General features: G+C 73.9%; 12 protein-coding genes. 5 read left to right on the top strand and 7 right to left on the bottom strand.

The genetic code is table 11. From position 1 onward, the window contains the following. The first annotated feature begins 39 nt into the window (after window positions 1-39). The gene (locus tag AB0411_RS27010; RefSeq protein ID WP_366419868.1) at window positions 40-1386 is read left to right on the top strand and encodes a xylan 1,4-beta-xylosidase; all 1347 of its coding nucleotides are present in this window, start codon (window positions 40-42) and stop codon (window positions 1384-1386) included. Between the two features lie 92 nt (window positions 1387-1478). Here AB0411_RS27010 and AB0411_RS27005 read toward each other — a convergent pair whose 3' ends face one another. From AB0411_RS27005 to AB0411_RS26980, 6 genes are all read right to left on the bottom strand, one after another. After that, on the bottom strand, window positions 1479-4982 hold the full coding sequence (locus AB0411_RS27005; RefSeq protein ID WP_437043496.1) for a lipopolysaccharide biosynthesis protein: 3504 nt from the start codon (window positions 4980-4982) through the stop codon (window positions 1479-1481). 53 nt (window positions 4983-5035) lie between these two features. Beyond that, on the bottom strand, window positions 5036-5839 hold the full coding sequence (locus AB0411_RS27000; protein WP_366419867.1) for a polysaccharide deacetylase family protein: 804 nt from the start codon (window positions 5837-5839) through the stop codon (window positions 5036-5038). After that, window positions 5836-6918 (bottom strand): glycosyltransferase family 2 protein, encoded by a 1083-nt coding sequence (locus AB0411_RS26995; protein WP_366419866.1) that lies wholly within the window; start codon window positions 6916-6918, stop codon window positions 5836-5838. Before AB0411_RS26995 ends, AB0411_RS27000 begins: the two co-directional genes overlap by 4 nt. Next, entirely contained in the window at window positions 6915-7730 is an 816-nt protein-coding gene (locus AB0411_RS26990) for a glycosyltransferase family 2 protein (protein WP_366419865.1), read from the bottom strand. The genes AB0411_RS26995 and AB0411_RS26990 overlap by 4 nt, the downstream gene beginning before the upstream one ends. A gap of 474 nt (window positions 7731-8204) precedes the next feature. Beyond that, window positions 8205-9299, bottom strand: a complete 1095-nt coding sequence (locus AB0411_RS26985; RefSeq protein WP_366419864.1) for a GNAT family N-acetyltransferase — start codon at window positions 9297-9299, stop codon at window positions 8205-8207. 1 nt (window position 9300) lies between these two features. Beyond that, a complete protein-coding gene (locus AB0411_RS26980; RefSeq protein ID WP_366419863.1) occupies window positions 9301-9726 on the bottom strand; it encodes a hypothetical protein in 426 nt (141 codons plus the stop codon). A gap of 224 nt (window positions 9727-9950) precedes the next feature. On the opposite strand from AB0411_RS26980, the gene AB0411_RS26975 reads away from it, so the two are divergent. The 3 genes from AB0411_RS26975 to AB0411_RS26965 all read left to right on the top strand — a co-directional run bounded on the left by AB0411_RS26975 (window position 9951) and on the right by AB0411_RS26965 (window position 12120). After that, window positions 9951-10658 carry a YoaK family protein gene (locus AB0411_RS26975; RefSeq protein ID WP_366419967.1) on the top strand — a complete coding sequence of 236 codons (708 nt, stop codon included), beginning with the start codon at window positions 9951-9953 and terminating at the stop codon, window positions 10656-10658. Window positions 10659-10778: 120 nt separating this feature from the next. Beyond that, on the top strand, window positions 10779-11585 hold the full coding sequence (locus tag AB0411_RS26970; protein WP_366419862.1) for an SGNH/GDSL hydrolase family protein: 807 nt from the start codon (window positions 10779-10781) through the stop codon (window positions 11583-11585). Between the two features lie 271 nt (window positions 11586-11856). After that, the gene (locus AB0411_RS26965; protein WP_152105036.1) at window positions 11857-12120 is read left to right on the top strand and encodes a hypothetical protein; all 264 of its coding nucleotides are present in this window, start codon (window positions 11857-11859) and stop codon (window positions 12118-12120) included. 321 nt (window positions 12121-12441) lie between these two features. On the opposite strand, the gene AB0411_RS26960 is transcribed toward AB0411_RS26965, so the two are convergent. Next, complete coding sequence (locus tag AB0411_RS26960) at window positions 12442-13701, bottom strand: type ISP restriction/modification enzyme (protein ID WP_366419861.1); 1260 nt, start codon at window positions 13699-13701, stop codon at window positions 12442-12444. A gap of 219 nt (window positions 13702-13920) precedes the next feature. Between AB0411_RS26960 and AB0411_RS26955 the strand changes: the two genes are divergently transcribed. Then, a complete protein-coding gene (locus AB0411_RS26955) occupies window positions 13921-15312 on the top strand; it encodes an MFS transporter (RefSeq protein ID WP_366419860.1) in 1392 nt (463 codons plus the stop codon). Window positions 15313-15598: the final 286 nt, after the last annotated feature.

The following is a 15598-nucleotide window of genomic DNA, read 5'->3' as shown; positions in this document are numbered from 1 at the left end:
CCTGGGCGTAGCGGGGGATCACTGGCTAACCTGCCCATTGTGCGACGTCATGGTGGGGAACGTCAGGGTCCGGGCCTCGCGATCGCGGCCGGAGTGGCGGTGCTGGCCGTCCTGCTGGTCATCTGCTCCCTTCCCGGCGACGAGGGCGGGGACGCGAAACGGCCCGCGCGCCCGCGCGCCGCGGGCCCCGCCGTGGGCTGGGGGTTCACCCACACCCAGTACAGCGCGGACGACGGCACCGACGCGGCCACCGCACGCGCCGCCCGGCTGCTCGCCGCCCACCCGATGCCGCAGAACCAGCACCTGATGGGCTGGGGCGCGGACAACCCCGAACCGCGTCCCGGCCAGTACGACTTCGCCGACCTGGACCGCCGGCTCGCCCTGATCCGGCGGACCGGCGGCACCCCCGTGCTGACCCTGTGCTGCGCGCCGGACTGGATGAAGGGCGGCACGGCCGGGCACACCGACTGGAGCACCCTGGAAAAGGCGCCGACGCCCGCGCACTACGCGGACTTCGCGGCCCTCGCCGGAAAGGTCGCCCAGCGCTATCCGGACGTCCGGCACTTCGTCGTCTGGAACGAGTTCAAGGGATTCTTCGACGACGCCAAGGGCCGCTGGAACTACGAGGGGTACACCCGCCTCTACAACCTGGTCCACCGCGCGGTGAAGAAGGTGAACAGCGCCAATCAGGTCGGCGGCCCGTACCTGGTGATGGACAGTTACGTCCCGGGCGACGACACCTACGCCTCCGCCCTCAAGGGCCCCTGGGGCAGCGTCGACCGGCGCACCCTCGACGCCTTCGCGTACTGGAACCGGCACAAGGACGGCGCGGACTTCCTGGTCGTCGACGGCTCCAGCTACAGCAAGGACGACCGCTACGCCCCCGACGCGTTCGCCGCCACCCGGAAGTTCGCCGACGTGGGACGGTGGCTGCGCAAGGAGAGCGGGCTGCCGCTGTGGTGGGCGGAGTGGTACGTCGAGGTCCCGGACGGGAGCGACGACCGGGCCGGCTGGAGCGAGCGCCGCCGCACCGCCACCCAGGCCACCGCCCTGATCGAGATGGCGTCCGGCGGCGCCGGCAGCGGGTTCTACTGGAACCCGGAGACCCAGGGGGCGCACTGCCCCGGCTGCCTGTGGACCAGCACCGCACGGGACGACGGGGGAGCGGCGCTGCCCATGATGGACCTGCTGTCCCGCTTCTCCCGCGCCTTCCCGCCGGGGGAGAAGCCGCAGGACCTCGACACCGGCGGGACGACGGTGCGGGGGCTGGCCGACGCCCGGACGGCGCTGCTGGTCAACACCGCCGACCGCCGCGCCGTGGCGACGGTGGACGGCAAGCGCGTCACGCTCGACGGTTACCAGGTGCGGTGGATCGACCGTTCTTGACGGGAAGTGACCGACGGCGGCCCCGGCCCGGGTGCGCCGTACCGCCGCCCGGCCGGCTCCGCCCGCCCGGCGGCCGTGCCCCTCCCCGCCCCTCATGACATCGTCGCGAACCGCTGCACCAACGACGCCAGGAACACCACCAGCAGCGGCAGCGAGAACCAGAACAGGCCCTGGATCCAATGCAGTTGCCGCACGCCGGGAGCCACCCCGACCCGGAGCACCTCGCGGGCCGTCAGCACCACGATCAGCGCGAGCGCCGCCAGCGCGCCGAGCACCGACCACGGCGTCCAGGTCACCTGCGGGCCGGCCGGGCCGGGGCGGGGCGGCGGGACCTCGCCCGCCGGGCGCCGCGTCAGCTCGTACACCGCCGCATGCCGGTCGGCCTGCACCCGCCGCAGCTCGGGACGCCGGTCCAGGGCGGCGCGCAGCCGGGCCTCCCAGTCCGTGCGGTAGCCGGAGTCCAGCCGCAGGGACTCCGCCTGGGCGTGGTTGACGACGAGGTACGACTGCGGCCCCGCCTCCCGCAGCGCGGTCACGACCGGGCCCACCCGGTCCGGGTCGCGGGGCGCCAGGGCCGGTTCGTACTGCACCCGCTCCATGTCCTTCGCGCCCCAGGGCATCGCCGGGGTGACGCTGTTGACGGGGTCGCTGCTCAGCCACACCAGCCGTGCGGTCGGCCGGTCGTGCGCATAGACGTAGTCCATCGCCGCGACCTCGCCCGGCCGGACCCGCTCGAACGGCTCGTTGCCCCAGCGGGCGACGAGGAAGCCGGCAGCCAGCAGCAGGCCCGTCAGCAGCGCGGCGAGCGGCCCCAGGCCGCGCCTGCTGCCGCCCTCGCGCGGGAACAGGGCCAGCGCCGCCAGCACCGCGGCGCCGGGCAGCGCGAACAGGAACACCCGCAGCGCCATTTCGCCGCCGTAGGACTGCATCCCGAACGCCAGGAAGGGCACGAAGGCCAGCACCGGCAGCGCGCGTTCGGTGCAGCCCGCCGCCCGCCGGCGCAGCACTCCCCAGCAGGCCAGCGCCAGGACGCCACCCGCCAGCCCCACCCGGGTGTAGAGCACCAGCTTGTGCGTGGGGTCGCCGCCGCCGATCCGGTCGGTGACGGACGAGGCGACATTGCCCCCGACGCCGCCGAGCCCGCCGAACAGCTCGTCGAAGTGGCCCGACCAGTAGGGCTCGGCGAGGAACCCCACCCACGCCACGACCAGAACGCCCAGCAGCAGCGGCAGGCCCCGCAGGGCGGAGCGCCGGACCAGCACCAGGACCGTCACCACGCCGAGCATCACGAACGGGGTGAGCTGATGGCCCGCCACCGAGGCCGCGAACAGCGCGATCAGCACCCCGAGCAGCGTCACCAGCTGCCCGCGGCCGGCCGGCCGCACCTCCGCCTCGCCCGGCCGGCGCACGCTCCATATCGGCCGGGGGTCGCGGAACCACACCAGCAGGATCGCCACGAACGCGAGATACAGGAGGTAGGTGAAGCCCTGCGGGGAGAAGTAGTCCTGGCCGACCCAGCCGCACAGCGCGAACAGCCACAGGGCGCACCACTTCGCCCGCCAGCTCGCCCGTACCGCCCGGAGGAGGAGGAACAGCGGTGCCAGATAGAGGAGTTGTACGGTCAGCGGCCACCAGCGCAGCACTTCGGTGAAGTCGGTGACCCCGCAGGCGCCGGCGACGAACTGCACCGCGGCGAAGAAGCCGGGCCAGCTCCAGCGGGCGTCCAGGTCCGGGACCGCGGTGCCGGTCCTGCCGAGGTAGTCCAGGAAACCCAGATGCTGCCAGGCCGTCGGGAAGCGCGGCTCGGTCTCCAGGACGGCCGGCAGCGCATGCAGCGCCACCACCGTCAGCAGCAGCACCGCGGCGAGCAGCGCCCGCCGGGGACGGGGGAGCCACAGCGCCGCGCCGAAGGCCGCCACCAGCAGGGCGGCCCCGGCGAGCGTCGCCACCGGCAGCACCGAGATCAGCCCGAGCCCGTTCATCCGGTCCAGGGCGGCATCGCCCATCCCGCGCAGCGGCAGCCAGAACAGGGCGAGCGCGGTGGCCAGCAGCGCCCAGACGGCGAGGTCGGGGCGGCTGCGGACGCGGACGAGGAGGGCGCGGCGGCGCGGCGGTCCGCCCCGGAGCGGGGAGCCCGGCACGGCGCCGGCGGCCGCCTCGCGCGGTGCCCCGTGCACCCGCACCGCCTCCCCCGGATCGCCGTGGCCCGCCGCTTCCGCCGGATCGCCGTCGGGGGCGGGGCCGCCCGCCGGTGCCCGGGCGGGCGGCACGGACTCCGTCCCGCGCAGCACCCGGCCCAGCCGGACGCTCGCGATCGCGACGATCACCGCCAGGCTGGAGATCTCGGCGACACCGGCGCCGGTCAGTCCCATCCGCGGCAGCAGCACCAGTGTCAGCCCGAGCACCAGCGCGCACAACAGGCCCTGCAGCGCGGCCAGTCCGGCCGTACGGCTCTGGGCGCGCAGCACCGCGAAGTGGACCTCCATCACCACCCGCAGCGCCGCCCCCACCGCGAACCAGCGCAGCAGCGGCGTCGCCGCCTCCGCGTACCCCGGGCCGAAGATCCCCAGCAGATGCGGCGCGGCGACGAACAGGACGGCACAGACCGGCAGCATGATGCGGGCCATCCGCCGCAGCGCGGCCCGGGTGTGCTGGGCCAGCTGCGCCGGGTCGTGCGCCCCCTCGACGGTCAGCGAGGCGCCCATGTTGAGGGCGAGCAGGTTGACCGTGCCGCCGATGGTGGTGGTGATGTAGAAGTACGCGTTGTCCGCCGCGTCGACCTGTGAGGCCACCAGGACCGGCACGAGGTAGACCACCGCGAGCGAGAACAGCGAGCCGGTGGAGTCGCCGGCCAGGAAGCGGCCCATCTCCCGCAGCGACGGCGGCCGGGCGGTGCGGGGCGCGGCCCGCGCGTGCCGGGGCACCAGCCGCCGGAACACCAGCCAGCCCAGCGGCAGCACCGAGACCGCGATCGCCGCGGCCCAGGAGACGAAGACCCCGGCGGTGGGGACCGCCGCGGCGAAGACCACCAGCAGCCCGAGTTTGACGGTGGAGAAGGCGAGGTTGCCCACCGGCACCCACAGGGCGCTGCGCAGCCCGGTCAGCACCCCGTCCTGCAGGGTGAGCAACGCCCAGGCGACCACGGTCAGCAGGAAGCCCAGGCCGTTCAGCGGGCCGTGCAGAAAGCGGTACGAGGGCCCCCAGAGGTCGAGGGTGAGCAGGAAGACGGCCGCGGCGACGGCCACCACGACCGAACTGCCCGCGTAGGTCCGCAGCACCAGCCGGCCGGTGCTCCGCCCGGCCACCGGGATGAAGCGGGCCAGCGCCCCGGTCAGCGTCACCGCCGTCAGCCCGGCCAGCAGCTTCATCGCGGCGATGGCCGCCGAGCCCTGGCCGACCGCCGCCTCGGTGTAGTACCGGGCGGCGACCAGCCAGAACCCCAGGCCGAGCAGCCCGGAGACGCCGGTGTTGAGCATCAGCGCATAGGCGTTGCGGAACAGCGGGCTCGGGCCGCCCCGCCCCGGGAGGTGCAGCCCGCGGCTGCCCCGCGGCTCCGGTTCCGTGCGCTCCCCGGTCCTGGTGGTGGTGTCCGACACCGGCTCCGTCGCTCCTTCTTCCGCTTCTCCCGCCGCGGCGCGCCGCGGCGTGCTCAACCGCCCTGCGTACACAGCCGGACCGCCTGCCGCGCCCTGCGGACCACCGCGTACCCCTTGGTGAGCGCCCGGTCCCGGGCGAAGGAGCGGAGCAGGCCGCGGCCCTCCACGATCCGGGCGAACTCCTCGGTGTCCGTACGGCGCCGCACCGTCAGCCGCTCCAGGGCGTACGGCCCTTGGCGGCGGTCCGCGAGCGCATTGCCCACCGCGAGCGCCTGCGCGAACCCCAGGGCGCGCACCGTCTGCCGCACCCGCCGGCCGGAGTGGCCGTAGGGGTAGGCGAAGGACTCCGGCGGCGTGCCGACCTGCTCGGCGATGATCTCCTTGCAGCGCCGCACCTCGTGCCGCAGCCGGGCGTCGCCGAGGCCGTCCAGCGGGGGATGGCTGTGGCTGTGCCCGCCGATCTCCACGCCGGCGGCGGCCAGTTCCCGCACCTGGTCCCAGTCGAGCATGGCGTCCGGGCCGCCCCCGGTGTCGTACGGGCCGCGCAGCCAGCCGGTCGACACGAAGAGGGTGGCCGGGAAGCCGTGCCGGGCGAGCGCGGGCAGCGCATGCCGGTGCACGCCCTCGTACCCGTCGTCGAAGGTGATCAGCACCGGCTTGGCCGGCAGCGGGCCGCCACCGCGCCAGGCCGCCGCCAGCGCGGCGGTGGTCAGCGGGGTGAAGCCGCCGTCGGCCAGCACCGCGAGCTGCGCGGCGAAGGCCTCCGGCGGCACGGACAGCTCCCGTACGGCGGGCGCCGGGTCCGCGGTCACCGCGTGGTACATCACGATCGGCACCGCAGGCCGCCGGGTGCTCATGCCGCGGTCCCCTCGCGCGCCGGGACCGCGCCCGGCGCCGCGCCGTCCGTGTGCTCCTCGACTCCCTCACCCGTGACGGGTCTTCGGCGTACCCGCAGGGTGCCCCACGCATAGCCGGCCGCCGCGGCGGCCACCCCCGCCACGATCGCGCCCGCCCGCCCGGCGCCGCCCGGCCGGCGCAGCGCCGCGTCGCGCACCCCGCGCAGCACCCCCGCGGGCAGCACCCGGGTGGTGTAGCGCCGCTCGGTCGCCAGCCCGTCCCGCGCGCCGACGCTGCGGGACACCAGCGCCTTGGACAGTCCCTCGGCATACGCCCGGCTGCGGAAGTAGCCGAACCGCTCGCGCACGGCCGGGACCTTGTGATGGATGACCGACCGGTCGTCGATCAGCAGCACCGCGTCCGGCAGGGCGTGGCTGATGCGGATGCACAGCTCGGTCTCCTCGCCGCCCAGCGGCCGCCGTCCGGCGTCCCGGCCGATGCCGACGGCGAACCCGCCGACGCGCTCGAACGCCGCCTTGCGGAAGGAGGCGTTGCCGCCCAGGACGTTGCGCACCCGCGCCGTGCCCGGCGGCAGGCCGCGGTACGAGCAGCCCACCACCCAGTCGAACTCCTCGGGGAACCACGCCGGCCGGCGGCCGGACGCCCAGACCGGCTCGGTGCGCCCGCCCACCGCCATCACCGCCGGGTCCGCATAGGCCGCGGCGAAGTGGCGCAGCCAGTCCCGCTCGGCCACCGCGTCGTCGTCCAGGAAGGCGACGACCTCGCCGCGTGCCGCGGCGATACCGGTGTTCCGCCCCGCGGACAGACCGCGGGGACCCGAATTGGCCATGATCCGCAGGGGAGTTGCGGGAGCGCGGGTGGCGGATGCGCCCGCGCGGGCGCCCCCGAAGTGCTCCCTGAGCCGGGCCAGCAGCGCCGGGTGGTGGTCCACCACCAGGAGCAGCTCATGGGCGGGGCGGGACTGGGTCCCCACCGACGCCACCGCGGCGAGGATGTCGCCCCACCGGTCCTGGGTGTGGACGCAGACGACGACGGAGATCCGCGGCGCCGGGCAGGCTGCTTCTCCGGCCGCGCTCACCGGGCGTTCCCGGTGATCAGCGCGGGCCGGGCCGGCCGGTTCCGCCGGGAGCCCCGCTCGCGCAGGATCACCCGGAGCACCCGCAGCCCGTCCCGCACCGCCCGCAGATTGCTGACGCCGTGGATGCGGTTGTACTCGTGGCTGGGGATCTCCTGCACCCGCAGCCCGGCCTTGACCACCCGGATGTTCATCAGCGTCTCGACCTCGAACCCGGCGCAGTCCAGGGCGATCTTGTCCAGGCAGTGCCGCCAGAAGGCGTTGTATCCGTAGCAGAGGTCGGTGTAACGGGCGCCGAACTTGGTGTTGACGACGGCGGTCAGAATGCGGTTGCCGAGCTTGCGGACGGGCGTCATGTCGTCCGTGCCGCCGCCGTTGGCGAACCGCGAGCCCTTGGCGAAGTCGGCCCCGGACACCAGTGCCGAGACATAGCTGACGATCTCGCCGCCGTCGGCCGACCCGTCCGCGTCGATCATCACGATGATCTCGCCGGTGCAGGCCGCGAAACCGCTGATCAGCGCGTCGCCCTTGCCCTTGCCGCGCTGCGGCACCACCGTCACGTCCGGCCACAGGTCACGGGCGACCCGGACGGTGTCGTCGGTGGAGTTCCCGTCGACCAGGATCACTTCATGGATCCAGTCCGGCAGGGTCTTGAAGACATACGGAAGGTTCTCCGCCTCGTTCATCGCCGGGATGACGACACTGACCGGTGGAGCGATGGCCAGATGCGAGGAGACGGGACGGTAGACGGCCTGGTCCGGCAGCAGCGTCAGCGATGGTTCTTCCGCGTCGGCCGGGCGAAGGAACGAGCTCATCGGGATTCTTGCCCTCTCGTCCGGTGGACCTCCCACCCCCGGGTGGTCCATGTGGTTATCCGGGTCGAAAGGGGGGTTCACACCTGGGTCGCACGGCAGGGTTCACCGTCCGAGCAAGGCGAGCAGGCACGCGTGATTCCGGCTGCGCGGCTCGTGCTCCGGCCCTCGGCAAGCTGTGATCGGCAAGCGAAGACCGCGCACGGGACCCCCCCACCGCGCACCGCACCGGCCGCTTCACCGTGTCGCTCGGGCTCTCCCCAAGAGCCTTCTTGCGATGATCGTCCGGTGCGGGTGGATGTGCGTCGGTATTGATGACTGGGACTGTAGGGCACCGCCTTCCGGGTCAAATACCCTTTGCGGCAACTGGCCGGTGCACTCGGGGGCACGCCCGTATGAATGCACCGGCGCACGCCCCGTTGCGCCGTCCGGAACCGCGCAAAACCCCGGACACCGGCCACCGGTGCCGCTAATGCGTCAGCCCCCCGACCGGATCCGGCCCACCCGCTTGAGCAGACGGTCGGCCGGCGCGAACAGCTCCGGCCTGGCCAGCACCGCGTTGCGCAGCGCGCGCACCGGTGCGCGCCGCGCCCGGTGGCCCAGCGCCACCGGATGCGGCCGCATCACCCACCCCTCGGACACCGTGAGTTCACGGGTCTTGAGCGAGTCCTTGTAGTCCTTCGCCCCGCGCCCCAGGTCGAGGTGGCCCAAGGACTCCTCGGCCGCCGCCCGCGCCATCCGCAGATGCAGCACCAGCCCGGGGGAGAACTTCGCGAACTGCGGGTCGTAGGCGGGGAACCAGCAGGCCAGCACGGACGGCGACCGCAGCCCGAAGTGCGCCGCGACGGGCCGCCCGCCCGCGTACAGCACGGACAGCAGACCCGCGAAGGACGCGGTACGGGTGTGGAACAACTGCTCCACGAGCCGGGCGATCCAGGGCTGGGCGAAGCGGTCGCTGCGCCCCGTCCTGCGGTACTGCGCCGACTTCCACCGCATCAGCGTCCGCAGCGCCGCCGGGTCGCGCTCGTCGTGGACGTAGCGCAGCGGCCCGATGTCCCGGCCGAGCTTGCGCTCCTTGGCGAGGGTGGTCCGGGCGAACTTCGGCGACCGGGCCCGCAGTTCCGCCAGATAGGTCTCGAAGCCCTGGTCCACATCGATGACGGGCGAGGCGTGATCGCGGAACGAAGCCGCCGCGAACGGGCCCTGGCCCGCCACCAGGTGATCGAACTCCAGCACCGACAGCCCGCAGGCCCGCAGCAGCTCCCGGGCGTCCCAGCGGAACCCGGGCCGGTGCACCAGCCCCTGGGCGTCGGAGACGCCCAGGCCGACCGCCCGCCCGATGCCCAGCGCCGAGCGCTGGAAGGGCAGGAACGCGGCGGGCCCGCCGTCCTCGTGGAGCACCGCGACGCGCACCCCGCCGCGGCAGTGGCCGACGGCCAGCGCGAACTCGGGGGAGAGGAAGGGGTTCGCCAGCTGTGGTGACCCCAGAAGCGGCGCCCGGGACTGCAGGGCGGCCCAGGCACTCCGGTCGGTCCCGGACAGCTCGCCGGGGCGGTAGACGGCGACGTCCATCTCAGCCCGCCCGGCTTCCGGGGGCCCGGCCGGGGCGCCGGCGCACCGCGACGGCCAGCAGCAGGACGCCGCTGAACGCCGCCACCGCGACGACGCCGCCGCGCGTCGACCACAGATGCAGCGCGAGCATGGCCTGCGCCACCAGCAGGTCGACGGCCAGTGCCCCGGCGCCGGCCGCGACCGCGCGGGCCGGCGGATCCATCCGGCCGAGCGCCGTGGCGAGCGCGGCGGCGGGCGCCATCAGCAGGAAGAAGAGGGTGAACGGGGCGCGCAGCGGCGAGGCGATGTCGGCGAGCGCGAGGACGGCTCCCATGACGCCGATGCCGGTTCCCGCCCCCGCGAGCAGTGCCGCGGTGGCGCCCGCAGGCCGTTCCCCGGGCGGTGGTGCGTCGTGCGAGCCGTGCCGGGTGATGGTCTTGGTGTGCATTGGCAGCTTTGCCCCCCATAAGCGCCGGATGCCGGGCCTCAATGTCGCGCAACGCTCGGAGCACCGTCAAGACACGAAGACGACCGGAAACCTGCGCAACCGTACGAGGAGACGGATGTGGCGGGCCGCCCTCGGACGGCGCAATGGCGGTGGTGCGGGCCGGCCGTCCGGACACTGGGGGGACGTGCCGCGAGGTGAGGCGACCGCCGGAAGGAGCCGCGTTGGTGGAGCCGCCGGGCGGAACCGCCCTGACGGTGATCATGGTGTGCCTGACCGTGGCCACCGGGATGCTCGACGCCGTCAGCTTCCTGGCGCTCGGTCAGGTCTTCACCGCCACCCAGACCGGCAATCTGCTCTTCCTCGGCTTCGGCATCGCCGGGCAGGGCGGGCTGCCGGTCCTGGCGACGGTGGTGTCGCTCGGGGCCTTCGCCCTGGGGGCGGCGTTCGGGGCCCGGATGGAGTCGACGCTGGCCGCGCGGCGGCGCCGCTGGTTCCCGGTCGCACTGGCCGTGGAGGCGGCACTGCTGGTGGCCGCCGCCGCGGCCGCCTGGGACGCGGGCCCGGTCCGGGGGCTGCCGCCGGGCCGGCGCTTCCTGGTCATCGGGCTGATGGCGGTGGCGATGGGCATGCGCAATGTCACCGCCATGCGCGCCGCCGTCCCCGACTTCACCACGACCGTCGAGACCCGGGCGATGACGGCCCTGGTCAGCGGGTCACCGCTGGGGCGCGACAAGCGGCTGGGGTACGGCAGTCACGCCGCCGGCCGCCGGCTGTTCTCGGTCTCCGCGATGTTCGCCGGGGGCCTCCTCGGTGCCGGCCTGCTCGGCCTGGGCACCCGGCCGATGCTGGTGATCCTGCTGGTGGCCGTCTTCATCGCGGCCACCGCCTTCCTCGTTCCCGGCCTCACCCGCGACGCCGCCCAAGGGCGGTGAACATCCCCCCGGATCGGCATATTTGCCGCGAACTGCCGATGAGTTTTGGCATGGACACTTCCGGCTACCCGCGAGTTTTGCTACGACGAATGTGGCAGAGATCCTGCTAAGGGAGGTTCCATGAGACTGTCCCGATTCGCGGCCTTGACATCCGCCTTCTTCGTCACCACGGCGCTCGCGCTCACCGGCGCGAGCGCCGCCGTGTCCGCTCAACTCCCCACCGCCACGGGCTATGTGGCCCTCGGCGACTCCTACTCCTCCGGTGTCGGAGCCGGCAGCTACGACAGTGCCAGCGGCTCCTGCAAGCGCAGCACCAAGGCCTACCCGGCCCTGTGGGCCGCCGCGCACTCCCCCTCCTCCTTCCAGTTCACCGCCTGTTCCGGCGCCCGAACGGGTGACGTTCTCGGCAGTCAGCTCGGCCCCCTCAACGGCTCCACCGGCCTGGTCAGCATCACCATCGGCGGCAACGACGCCGGTTTCGCCGACACCATGACGACCTGTGCGCTCCAGGGCGAGAGCGCCTGCCTGTCCCGGGTGGCCCAGGCCAGGGCCTACATCGACACCACCCTGCCCGGTCAGCTCGACGGGGTGTACGACGCCATCTCCCGGAAGGCCCCGGCCGCCCATGTGGTGGTCGTGGGCTACCCCCGCTTCTACAAGCTCCGCGGCACCTGTATCGCCGGCCTCTCCGAGAAGTCCCGGGCCGCGATCAACGCGGCCGCCGACGCCATCAACGGCGTCACCGCCAAGCGGGCCGCCGACCACGGCTTCACCTTCGCCGACGTCAACACCACCTTTTCCGGACATGAGCTGTGCTCCGGCAGCGCCTGGCTGCACAGCGTGACCTATCCGGTCCTGGAGTCCTACCACCCCACCGCCACCGGGCAGTCCGGCGGCTATCTGCCGGTCTTCGCCTCCGCTGCGTAATCATCCGCCCGCCGGGCGCCCGGGGGAGCCGGTGAGATTCCGCTCTCTTCCCCGGGCGTCCTGGCGGCCCGTCAGACCTCCACCGGGCCCCCGCGGCAGCCCGATGACGCTCAACTCGCCCTGGCCCATGCGGTGTACGTGACATTCCGTATGGTGTTCGTCAACGTCAAGGCGGGGCAGGTGAATCCGTTGACCGGTCTGCACGCGTGTCCTCCGAGAGAGATAGGGTTACCCTGCCCGGGCCGGGTGCCCTCGTAGGGTGGGGAGAGTCATGGAACAGATAACAGTGCGTAGCAGGGCGCGAGTCCCTGCCATCAGCTGCGGGAGCAGTGCGTCCAGTGCGCGTCTCGACCGCCATCTCGCGGTGCTGGGTGGTCCGGCCATCCCGCAGCGCGAGGCGGAAGGGGCGACGTCCCTGATGCAGGAGCTCACCGCACGTGATCATTTCCGTTCGAGGCACGGCCGCGGCGCCAGGGTGTCGCTGTTCGCGCCGCTGCGCAGGCTGCGGCGCTCGCTGTTCGGCGGTCACGGCTGATCCGCTTCTGAAGCGGCATCTCGGGCGATCACACCGTCCCGGCGCGGCACTGCGGTCCGATCGCTCGTCAGGCCCCAGGGCACCGGCAGCGTGCCGGTGTGCTCGCCGGGGCGGAATCCCTGCCCCGGGGATGCCGCACGGCATCCGCTTCACACCCGGCCCCGTCCCCACCCACCCGGCCGGCGACCCGCTCCCCACCACCCGTTGCCCGGCAACGGGTGGTTTTGTGCATGTGCGACGCTCGGTCCCCACGGTGTGCGCCCGCCGGGCCGGCAGGGCCGGAACCCCCGACGGGCCGCGGCGACCGGCGTCCCCCGGCGCTCACAACAGCGCGAACTGCCCCTCCGGGCCCTCCTCGTGATGGTCGAGCACGGACGCCGGACGATGGGCGGAGACCGGCGCCGGCAGGAGGCCGGCGGCCCGCAGTTCACCGGCCGTCACCTGCGGACCCTCGGCCGTCTCCCGTCGCAACTGCGTGCACTGCGGCCGGAGTTCGGCCAGCAGCGCCAGGACGGTGATCAGCTCCAGCAGCTCCGAGGTCCACTCCTGCGGCCAGTTCGCGGGGCGCAGCGCCGCCAGCGAACCGGCCTCGGGCGTCTCCGTGCCCGCCGCGGCCGGGCCGGTGCGCTCGGCCAGCCACGCCTCCAGGACGCGGACGCCGCCCGCGTGGAAGTCCCAGGCGCCCGCGGGCACCGGCGAGATCCGGCCGCCGCCGAGCAGCAGCGCCTCCTCGTCCGGGTCGTAGGCGACGTCCTGCGGCAGCCCGCCGGCGGGGAGCGCGGAGCGCACGTACGGGCGCCGCCCGCCCGGCATCCGGGGCCGCTCGCCGCCGCTCCCGCCGGCCGCCCCGGGGACGTGGGCGCCGCGGGTGGTGAGCCAGAGCAGCCGCTCGCCGAGCGCGACGCCGCGGTCCCAGAGGGCGGGGTCGGTGGTGAGCGGCACGGTGCAGCCGTCGGGGGAGTGCCGGGCGCTCGCGACGAGCCAGGCGAGCAGGTCCGGCGGCGTCGCCGGGCGGTCCAGGCGCCGGCCGAGCAGGGCGAGCAGTCCCGGGGCGAGATTGGGCTCGTGCCCGCCGGGCCGCCGGTAGAACGGGCGGATCCGCCCGGGGCGACCGGCCGGTGAGCGCCCGTCGGGCAGCAGCGTGGAGCACACCACGGCCGGGCCGGGGACCTGCGGCACCTGCCCCCACTCGACCACGAACACCTGCCGGTCGTCCGCCACCCGCCACAGCTCCGGCCGCGCGCCGTCGATCAGCCGGTGATCGGGCAGCAGCCACTGCTGGTCGAACGGGCCGTGCGCCACCCGCACCGGCTCGGGGCACGGGCCGGCCGCCCGGTACAGCCGCTCGGTCGCCGTGGCCTGGCCCGGCAACTGGCCGACCGCGGAGTGCAGGGTCCGGGCCCGGGACGGGCGGAACAGCCGCTCGCGGGCCGCCGCGTCGTCCGCCGCGGCCAGGGCCGCCCAGCGGGCGCGCAGCGTGGCCGGGTCCGGCGCCAGCACCCAGGAGCGGCCGAGCCGCAGCGGCGCCACGGACCACGGCATGAGATCGGACAGCCGTGGCGCGTCCTGCTTCGCCGTCACGCGGAGCCCCTCCCGGACCGTTCGGTTGACCCCGGCATGGTATCCACCGGCCCGGCGGCGGGGCCGAATCCGCCTGCCACGTCCACCGCACGGGGTGGCGGCACAGGCGGTCTTCCGCCAACTGATCTTGGCGGAGTACGGTCCTCGCCGTACGCCCGACCGCGCGGTACGGACCTGGCTCCGCCCCGTGCGCCGGGACCTGCTCAGGGGAGGACCGCCATGACGGACACCACCTCTCCCACGCCCGAACGGCGCGGGGGGACCCCCCACGGCAGCCGGGTCGCCGCGCGGCTCGACCGGCTGCCGCCGTCCCGGTGGCACCGCCGGATCACCCTCGTCGTCGGCATCGGCGCCTTCTTCGACCTCTACGAGATCTTCCTCGGCGGGGTGCTGGCCGCCGCCCTCGCCGAGCAGTGGCACCTCGGGCACACCGCGAAGTCCTGGGTGATCGCCGCGGGGTTCCTCGGGATGTTCGTCGGCGCGAATGTGCTCTCCGTGCTCGCCGACCGCTTCGGACGGCGCCGGATGTTCCTGGTCAACCTGGCGGCGTACTCGCTCTTCTCGCTGCTGTGCGCCTTCTCGCCGAACCTGCACTGGTTCCTCGCGCTGCGCTTCCTGTCCGGCCTGGGGCTGGGCGCCGAACTCGTACTGGTGGACACCTACCTCGCGGAGTTCCTGCCCCGGGCGGTACGCGGCCGCTACCTCGCCCACGCGTACACCGTCGGGTTCCTCGGCGTCCCGGTCGCCGCGCTGCTCGGCGCCCGGCTGGTGGCCGCACACCAGCCGCTGGGCGTCGAGGGCTGGCGCTGGCTGCTGGTCGCCGGTGCGCTGGGCGCCGGGTTCATCCAGCTGATGCGCCGCCGACTCCCGGAATCACCACGGTGGTTGACGGTGCAGGGCCGCGGCGAGGAGGCCGAACGGATCGTGTCCGGCCTGGAGGAGCGGGTGGCCCGGGAGAGCGGCGGCAGCCTGCCGTCGGTACCGGAGGCGGAGACCGTCTGGGAGCGGAAGGTGCCGCTGGGCGAGATGTTCCGGGGCGACCAGCGGCGGCGCACCGTCATGTGGTGGATCTTCCAGGTGCTGCAGACCGTCGGCTACTACGGCTTCGGGTCGCTGGCCCCGGTGGTGCTCACCGCGAAGGGCCACACCGTCACCGAGTCGCTGCTCTACGCGGCGCTGAGCTTCTGCGGCTATCCGGTCGGCTCCGCGCTGTCCGTCCCGCTCATCGACCGGATCGAACGCCGCACGCTGATCATCGCCTCGGCGCTCGGCATCGCCGGCTGCGGACTGGCCTTCGGCTTCGCCACCGCCTCCTGGGCGATCGTCGCCTTCGGCTTCCTGCTGACGGTGTGCAGCAACGTCTTCTCCAACGCCTTCCACGTCTACCAGACCGAACTCTTCCCGACCGGCCTGCGCAGCAGCGCGATCGGCATCGCCTACTCGCTCTCCCGCCTCACCTCGGTCGTACTGCCGTTCGTCGCCCTGAACGTCCTGGACACCCTGGGCCCCGCCGCGGTCTTCGCCGGCTCGGCCGGCCTGATGCTCCTCCTGTGCCTGGACGTGGCACTACTGGGGCCGCGGAGCACTGGCCGGAGCCTTGAGCGGATTTGAGGCCCGCGTTTTTGGCTTTTCCGCCGTTTCGCTGCGCATGGCTTTCGGCCCACGTTTTTGTCTTTTCCGCCGTGGGGGTTGCTCACCGTTTGCCGCCCGCTGCCGCGGTGCGCCCGCCGTTGCGCCGGTTCGCTGCGCTTTGCTCGTGGCCCATGTTTTTGACTTCCCTGCCGTTGCGCCTGCGGCGGGCCGGTCCGCTGCGCGGGGCTGTCGGGTGCCGGTGACGGGCCTGCGCGGGTGGGTGTCCGGACTGCTTCGCTTTACGTCCGGACACCCACCCGCTCCG

It is taken from the genome of Streptomyces angustmyceticus, assembly GCF_040701845.1.
Classification (GTDB): Bacteria; Actinomycetota; Actinomycetes; order Streptomycetales; family Streptomycetaceae; genus Streptomyces; species Streptomyces angustmyceticus_A.
The sequence above is the reverse complement of the archived record's forward strand: the minus strand, read 5'-3'. Positions and strand labels throughout refer to the sequence as shown.

What these genes read in the sequence shown, in the direction of transcription:
- AB0411_RS26980 (WP_366419863.1), bottom strand. Translation starts at nt 9,726, where the DNA reads ATGCACACCAAGACCATCACCCGGCACGGCTCGCACGACGCACCACCG.
- AB0411_RS26990 (WP_366419865.1), bottom strand. Translation starts at nt 7,730, where the DNA reads ATGAGCTCGTTCCTTCGCCCGGCCGACGCGGAAGAACCATCGCTGACG.
- AB0411_RS26965 (WP_152105036.1), top strand. Translation starts at nt 11,857, where the DNA reads ATGGAACAGATAACAGTGCGTAGCAGGGCGCGAGTCCCTGCCATCAGC.
- AB0411_RS26985 (WP_366419864.1), bottom strand. Translation starts at nt 9,299, where the DNA reads ATGGACGTCGCCGTCTACCGCCCCGGCGAGCTGTCCGGGACCGACCGG.
- AB0411_RS26970 (WP_366419862.1), top strand. Translation starts at nt 10,779, where the DNA reads ATGAGACTGTCCCGATTCGCGGCCTTGACATCCGCCTTCTTCGTCACC.
- AB0411_RS27000 (WP_366419867.1), bottom strand. Translation starts at nt 5,839, where the DNA reads ATGAGCACCCGGCGGCCTGCGGTGCCGATCGTGATGTACCACGCGGTG.
- AB0411_RS26955 (WP_366419860.1), top strand. Translation starts at nt 13,921, where the DNA reads ATGACGGACACCACCTCTCCCACGCCCGAACGGCGCGGGGGGACCCCC.